The organism is Streptomyces sp. NRRL S-1022, from assembly GCF_000720135.1.
Classification (GTDB): domain Bacteria; phylum Actinomycetota; class Actinomycetes; order Streptomycetales; family Streptomycetaceae; genus Streptomyces.
Map to the genome: position 1 here is coordinate 1 of NZ_JOIU01000175.1, position 317 is coordinate 317.

At 73.2% G+C, this 317-nt stretch carries 1 protein-coding gene; it reads left to right on the forward strand.

Features of this window, described 5'->3' with window-relative positions; all coding sequences use genetic code 11:
• The coding region (locus IG05_RS43325; RefSeq protein WP_037816048.1) for a KR domain-containing protein at nt 1-317 on the forward strand (317 nt) is incomplete at both ends.

Here is a 317-nt window from a genome sequence, read left to right on the forward strand (position 1 = left end):
CCCCGGCTGACCGCCGTAGTCCACGCGGCGGGTGTCTTCGACGCCGGTGTGGTCGGTGAGATCGAACCCGAGCGGCTGGAGCGGGTGTTCGCGCCCAAGGTCACGGCCGTCGAGCACCTGGACGAGCTGACCCGTGAACTCGTCCCCGACTTGGACGCGTTCCTCGCCTACTCCTCGGTGTCCGGGGTGTTCCTCGGTGCGGGCACCGGGAGTTACGGCGCCGCGAACGCCTGCATGGACGGGCTGCTGGCGCGCCGCCGGGCCGCCGGGTTCCCGGCGCGGTCGCTCGCCTGGGGCCTGTGGGAGCAGACCACCGG